6 protein-coding genes are annotated in these 6,000 nt (G+C 74.2%); 4 read left to right on the top strand and 2 right to left on the bottom strand.

Going from position 1 to position 6,000, the window contains the following annotated elements:
* Nucleotides 1-21 precede the first annotated feature (21 nt).
* The gene (locus AB0302_RS06070; RefSeq protein WP_366370867.1) at nt 22-588 is read left to right on the top strand and encodes a DUF4190 domain-containing protein; all 567 of its coding nucleotides are present in this window, start codon (nt 22-24) and stop codon (nt 586-588) included.
* A gap of 24 nt (nt 589-612) precedes the next feature.
* Here the strand turns inward: AB0302_RS06070 and AB0302_RS06075 are convergent, their stop codons facing one another.
* The gene (locus tag AB0302_RS06075) at nt 613-2,085 is read right to left on the bottom strand and encodes an amidase (protein WP_319075683.1); all 1,473 of its coding nucleotides are present in this window, start codon (nt 2,083-2,085) and stop codon (nt 613-615) included.
* 54 nt (nt 2,086-2,139) lie between these two features.
* Between AB0302_RS06075 and AB0302_RS06080 the strand changes: the two genes are divergently transcribed.
* Nucleotides 2,140-2,466 carry a rhodanese-like domain-containing protein gene (locus AB0302_RS06080; protein ID WP_366370868.1) on the top strand — a complete coding sequence of 109 codons (327 nt, stop codon included), beginning with the start codon at nt 2,140-2,142 and terminating at the stop codon, nt 2,464-2,466.
* A complete protein-coding gene (pheA, locus tag AB0302_RS06085) occupies nt 2,463-3,395 on the top strand; it encodes a prephenate dehydratase (RefSeq protein ID WP_319075686.1) in 933 nt (310 codons plus the stop codon). Before AB0302_RS06080 ends, pheA begins: the two co-directional genes overlap by 4 nt.
* A 38-nt stretch (nt 3,396-3,433) precedes the next feature.
* On the opposite strand, the gene AB0302_RS06090 is transcribed toward pheA, so the two are convergent.
* Nucleotides 3,434-4,561 carry a diacylglycerol kinase family protein gene (locus AB0302_RS06090; protein ID WP_366370869.1) on the bottom strand — a complete coding sequence of 376 codons (1,128 nt, stop codon included), beginning with the start codon at nt 4,559-4,561 and terminating at the stop codon, nt 3,434-3,436.
* Between the two features lie 41 nt (nt 4,562-4,602).
* Between AB0302_RS06090 and serS the strand changes: the two genes are divergently transcribed.
* Nucleotides 4,603-5,889 carry a serine--tRNA ligase gene (gene serS / locus AB0302_RS06095; RefSeq protein ID WP_366370870.1) on the top strand — a complete coding sequence of 429 codons (1,287 nt, stop codon included), beginning with the start codon at nt 4,603-4,605 and terminating at the stop codon, nt 5,887-5,889.
* The last annotated feature ends 111 nt before the right edge of the window (nt 5,890-6,000 follow it).

Below are 6,000 nucleotides of genomic sequence, written 5' to 3' on the forward strand. Positions count from 1 at the left end.
CCTGCCGACTAGACTGGTGACATGACCGAGCCGAACGCCCAGCCCGACCCGCACCGCGCTCCCGCGTCCCAGCCGAGCTGGTACGGGAGCGGTTCCGCCGACGGCGCGAACGGGTCGAGCGCCGCCGGCTGGCCGGACGCCTCCGCCACGCGTGGGCCGGAGACCACCGCGCCCGGACCCTACGGCCGGGGCGGCGACGGCGCATCCCCGGGTGCCTACGGGACCGCCCCGGGGTCCTACGGCGCGTACGGCGGCGGCATGCCCGCCTACACGTACGGCGGCCAGCCCCTCGCACCGGGGCAGACCGCGGGCACAGGGCTGTCCGTGTCCTCCATGATCCTCGGCATCGTGTCCCTGGTCGGCGGCCTCATGCTGTTCTTCCCGCCCATCGTGGGCGTGGTGCTGGGCCACATGGGCCTCAAGCGGGAGCCCAACGGCCGCGGCATGGCCATCGCGGGGCTGGTGATGAACTACATCTCCCTCGCGCTGCTGGCGCTGCTCGTCGTGGGGTTCATCCTCCTGATCGTGGTGATGGGCATGTCCATGGACGCCGTGTACAACGACGCCGTCCAGGGCCTGGACGCCTGATCACCGGAGACCGCGGGGCCCCGCTCACCCCGCCAGCAGCAGCTCCAGGTGCGCCGCCAGCTGCAGCAGGGCCCCCTCGGTGCCTGCCCGGCCGATGAGCTGCACGGACCAGCTCAGGCCGTCGTCGTCGGTGAGCACGGGCACGGACACCGCGGGCAGGCCCATCACGTTGACCATGGACGTGTAGGGGGTGAAGGCGCACTGCGCCGCGTAGTTCTCCTCCGGCGCCATGGCGAGGAAGTGCCCCACGAGGGGCGGCGCCGTGGCCAGCACGGGCGTCATCACGACGTCCACGTCCGAGAACTGCGCGCGCATCCCGTGCGCCCACTCCTCCAGGCGCGCGACGGCGGCTCTGATCTCCTCGGCGCCCGTCGCCCGCGCGGAGCGCAGGAACGAGGCCGCGACGGCGCCCAGGTGCACCTCGGCGCCGTCGGGCAGGGGCGCCTCGAGCAGGCCCGAGGTCCACGCCGTGCGGAAGTCCCGGTGGTAGTCCTCGCCGTAGTAGGGGCTGAACTCCTCCACGCGGTGGCCGCCGCCGCCCAGGGCGGCCGCGGCACGGGTGAGGGCGGCGATCGCGGGGCGGGCCAGCGTGATCTCCACGTCCGGGCTGAAGGGCGAGGCCATGGTCACCCCGATCCGCCGGGGGTCCCCGAGCTCGCCCGCGCTCGCCCGCTCCACGGTGCTGCGCACGTCCGTCAGGGCGCGGCCGGCGAAGCCCTCCGTGCCGGCGAGGACGTCGAAGAGCAGGGCCGCGTCCGCCGCGGTGTGGGCGAGGGGGCCGGCCACGGTGAGGTTGCGGACGGTGTCCTCCGACCGGTCCGTGGGCAGCGTGCCGCGGCCCGGCTTGAGGCCCACGAGCCCGCAGGCCGCGGCGGGGATGCGCACCGAGCCGCCGCCGTCGGAGCCGGGGGCGAACGGCAGGATCCCGGCGGCCACCGCCGCGGCCGAGCCGCCCGAGGAGCCGCCGGGCGTGCGCGCCGGGTCCAGGGGGTTGCGGGCGGGGGCGTCCACGAGGTTCTCCGAGTACGAGTCGAGGCCGAACTCGGGGACCGTGGTCGTGCCGAGGGTCACGGTCCCCGCGAAGCCGAGGCGGGCCACGAGCGGGTCGTCCTCGGCGGCGGGCGGGGCGTCGGCCAGCAGGGCGGAGCCCTGCCGTGTGGGCAGCCCGGCCACGTCGACCAGGTCCTTGAACGCCACCGGCAGGCCGTGGAGGGAGGCGGGGACGACGTCGTCGCCCGCTGCGCGCCGGGCGTCCGCGCCGGAGCCGGCGGCGTGCGAGCCGCGGCGCGCGGACTCGGCGTCGAGCGCGTCCGCCCGGGCGAGAGCGCGCTCCTCGTCCAGGACCACGAACGCGCCGAGGTCGGCGTTCGCGTGGGCGGCGTCGAGCGCGGCCCGGGTGACCTCGCGCGCGGACAGCTCGCGTGCGGCCAGCGCGTCCCGCAGCTCCACGGCGGAGCGGTCGAGGAGTCGGGCGGTGCGGGCGGCGGAGTTCTCCATGGGGACGAGGGTAGCCAGCCTTGTGGTGTCCGGGCGCCGCCGTAGGGTGGAGCCATGAGCAACTTCGAGACCGTGACCGTGGACCAGATCCCCGCCGACGCCCCCATCCCGGACGTGCGTGAGGACGACGAGTGGGCCCTGGGGCGCGCCGCCGGCGCCCAGCACATCCCGCTGGGCCAGCTGCCGGACCGCCTGGAGGAGCTGGACCCGGACACCGACTACCACGTGATCTGCCGCACGGGCGGCCGTTCCGCGCGCGCCGCGGAGTTCCTCGTGGGCCGCGGCTACTCGGCGATCAACGTGGCCGGCGGCTCGGGCGCGTGGCTCGAGGCCGGCAAGCCCATGGAGGCCGACGGCGACGCCGAGCCGACCGTCAAGTGAGCCCTGAGCGTCCCCGCTACGCCTTCCTGGGCCCCGAGGGCACCTTCACGGAGGCGGCGCTCCGCCGGGTCGCGGATGAGGAGGGCTCGGAGTTCGTGCCCGCCGCGTCGGTGATCTCGGCCCTGGCCGCGGTCCGGGCCGGCGAGGTGGACCGGGCGATGGTGCCCATCGAGAACTCGGTCGAGGGCGGCGTCTCCGCCACCCTGGACGACATCGCCCTGGGCGACGAGCTGCAGATCCTGGCCGAGGTGCTCGTCCCCATCAGCTTCGTGCTCGTGGGGCGGCCCGGGGTCACGGGGCTCGGGGACGTCCGCCGCATCACCACGCACCCGCACGCGTGGGCCCAGGTGCGGGGGTGGGCGGAGGCGACCCTGCCCGCGGCGGAGTTCACCCCCGCCTCCTCCACCGCCGCGGGCGCGCGCCTGCTGCTGGAGGGCGCGGCCTTCGACGCCGCCGTGTGCGCACCGCTCGTGGCCGAGCAGACCGGTCTGCCCGTGCTCGCGGAGCGGGTCGAGGACGTGACGGGCGCCGTGACGCGCTTCGTGCTCGTCTCCCGGCCCGGCTCACTGCCCGCGCCCACCGGCTCGGACAAGACGACCCTCACGGTGCCGCTGCCGAACGACCACCCGGGTGCGCTGCGGGAGATCCTCGACCAGTTCGCGACGCGCGGAGTCAACCTCTCGCGCATCGAGTCCCGGCCCACGGGCACGGGGCTGGGCCAGTACTTCTTCTCGATCGACCTCGAGGGGCACCTCGCCGAGGAGCGCGTGGGGGCGGCGCTGGCCGCCCTGCACCGGATCTTCCCGGGCGTGCGGTTCCTCGGCTCCTACCCGCGGGCCGAGCACCGGGCCGCCGTCGTGGCGCCGCACACCTCGGACGAGGCCTATCGGGCCGGCCGGGAGTGGGTCGAGGGGCTGCGCGGGCGCTGACCCGGGTCCTCGACGCCGAGGCCGGCTCGTCCGCCGGCTCACTCCACCGAGGCGCGCTCCTCGTTCCCGATCATCACGGTGAGCGTGTCCGGCTGGACGCGGGCGTCGATGGCCACGACGTCGCCGGTCGCGTCGCCGTCGAGCTGGGAGGGCATCGGCTCGGCGAGGCGGATCGAGACCCGCGTGGCCTGCTCCGTCTCGAGCACGGGGATGGGCCGCTTCGAGCGGACCAGGGTCTTGGCGGCGATCCGTGCCCAGTCGAGGGCGTGCTTCGGGGAGAGGACCACCACGTCCAGCAGGCCGTCGTCGAGCTTGGCCTCCGGCAGCAGCTCCAGGCCGCCCGTGAGCATGCCGCAGTTGGCCACCATCACGCTGCGCACCTTGAAGCGCTTGGTCGTGCCGCCGTCGAGGGTGACGGTGACCTCGTGGCGCGCGCCGCCCAGGTGGCGAAGCCCCGCCTCGCTGTAGGCGAGCCACCCCGCCCTGCTCTTCAGGTCGTCGCGGGTGTCGCCCATGATGTCCGCGTCGTAGCCGGCGCCGGCGATCACCGTGAACGTGTCCCGGCGCTGACCGCCGTCCGCGTCCGTGAGGCGGATGTCCACCGTGTCGATCACGCGGCGGCGCCCGTGGAGGGCGATGCGGATGCACTCCTCGAGGTCGTTGATCGGCAGGTCGAGGTTGCGGGCCAGCAGGTTGCCCGTGCCCATCGGGACCACGCCCAGCGGGATGCCGGAGCCGGTGAGCTCCTCCGCCACGAGCCGCACCGTGCCGTCGCCGCCGGCCACGATCACGAGCCCGACGCCCGCCTCGATCGCGTCCCGGGCCATCTGGGTGCCGGCGTCGTCCTCCGCCGTCTCCAGCACGAGCGCCTCGCCGAACCCGTAGTGCCGCACGGCGTCCATCACCTTGCCGCGGACCTGCTCCGCGTCGTTCTTCACGGGGTTGAGGATCAGCGCCACCTCGTGGGAGGGCGCCGCGGCCTCCTCGGTGGCGACGACGCGCTCCCGCAGCTCCTCGACGCGGGCGGCCAGGGACTGGCGGTCCGCGCGCAGGGCGGCGATCTCGCGGTCGCGGCGCCGGCCGGAGACCACGTGGCCGATCACGACGACGGCCAGGGCCACCACCGCGACGAGGGCGAGGACGGCCAGGATCAGCTCGAGGGTCATGCGGCCAGTCTAGAGGGGCCCGGGTTCGCTAGTCTGGGCGGGTGATCGACGTCAAGGACCTCATCGAGCAGCCCGAGAAGTACCGCGCCTCCCAGGAGGCCCGTGGGGCGGACGCGTCCCTCGTGGACCGCCTCCTCGAGGCGGACGCCGCGCGGCGCTCCGCGATCACCCGCTTCGAGGAGCTGCGCGCCCGGCAGAAGGCGTTCGGCAAGCAGGTGGCGCAGGCCCAGGGCGAGGAGAAGCAGGCCCTGCTCGCCGAGGTGAAGGACCTCGCCGCGCAGGTGAAGGCGGCGGAGGTGGCCTCCGGTGAGGCTGAGGCGCAGGTGGCCGACCTGCAGCGGGGCTTCCCCAACCTCATCGTGGAGGGCATCCCGGCCGGCGGCGAGGACGACTTCGAGGTGCTCAAGGAGGTCGGCACGCCGCGCGACTTCGCGGCGGACGGCTTCGAGCCACGGGACCACCTGGAGCTCGGCGAGCTGCTCGGCGCGATCGACATGGAGCGCGGTGCGAAGGTCTCCGGTGCCCGCTTCAGCTTCCTCAAGGGCGTGGGCGCCCGCCTCGAGCTGGGCATCATGCGGATGGGCCTGGACCTGGCGATCGAGAACGGGTTCGTGCCCGTCATCCCGCCCACGCTCGTGCGCCCCGAGACCATGCAGGGCACCGGCTTCGACGTGCAGCACGACGACGAGATCTACCGCCTCGAGCGGGACGACCTCTACCTCGTGGGCACCTCCGAGGTCGCCCTGGCCGGCTACCACGCGGACGAGATCATGGATCTCTCCGAGGGGCCCGTGCGCTACGCCGGCTGGTCCGCGTGCTACCGCCGCGAGGCCGGCTCGGCCGGCAAGGACACCCGCGGCATCATCCGCGTGCACCAGTTCAACAAGCTCGAGATGTTCGTCTACACCACGCAGGAGGAGGCCGAGGCGGAGCACGCCCGCCTGCTCGCGTGGGAGGAGCAGATGCTCGCGGCCATCGAGGTCCCCTACCGCGTGATCGACACCGCCGCCGGCGACCTCGGCCTCTCCGCCGCCCGCAAGTTCGACTGCGAGGCGTGGGTCCCCACGCAGGGCACCTACCGAGAGCTGACCTCCACCTCGAACTGCACCACGTTCCAGGCGCGCCGCCTCAACATCCGCGAGCGGATGAAGAACGACGACGGCGCCAAGGGCGGCACTCGCATGGTCGCCACGCTCAACGGCACGCTGGCCACCACGCGGTGGATCGTCGCGATCCTGGAGAACCACCAGAACGCGGACGGCTCCGTGACCGTGCCGGAGGCGCTGCGCCCCTACGTGGGCGGGCTGGAGCGGTTCGAGGTCCTCTGACCCCGTGCCCCCCCCCCGGCGGAACGAGGTGTCACGAAGTGTGGGTATGGCGGCCGCATACCGATCGGTAGTGGACCCGTCTGAAGTGCAGTCACGCGATGCAGTATCGGG

It is taken from the genome of Micrococcus sp. NPDC078436 (assembly GCF_040702705.1).
Taxonomy (GTDB): Bacteria; Actinomycetota; Actinomycetes; order Actinomycetales; family Micrococcaceae; genus Micrococcus.

Bases quoted from the DNA above. Each gene is read 5' to 3' on its own strand.
- AB0302_RS06070 (WP_366370867.1), top strand. From the start codon at position 22: ATGACCGAGCCGAACGCCCAGCCCGACCCGCACCGCGCTCCCGCGTCC.
- AB0302_RS06075 (WP_319075683.1), bottom strand. From the start codon at position 2,085: ATGGAGAACTCCGCCGCCCGCACCGCCCGACTCCTCGACCGCTCCGCC.
- AB0302_RS06080 (WP_366370868.1), top strand. From the start codon at position 2,140: ATGAGCAACTTCGAGACCGTGACCGTGGACCAGATCCCCGCCGACGCC.
- AB0302_RS06090 (WP_366370869.1), bottom strand. From the start codon at position 4,561: ATGACCCTCGAGCTGATCCTGGCCGTCCTCGCCCTCGTCGCGGTGGTG.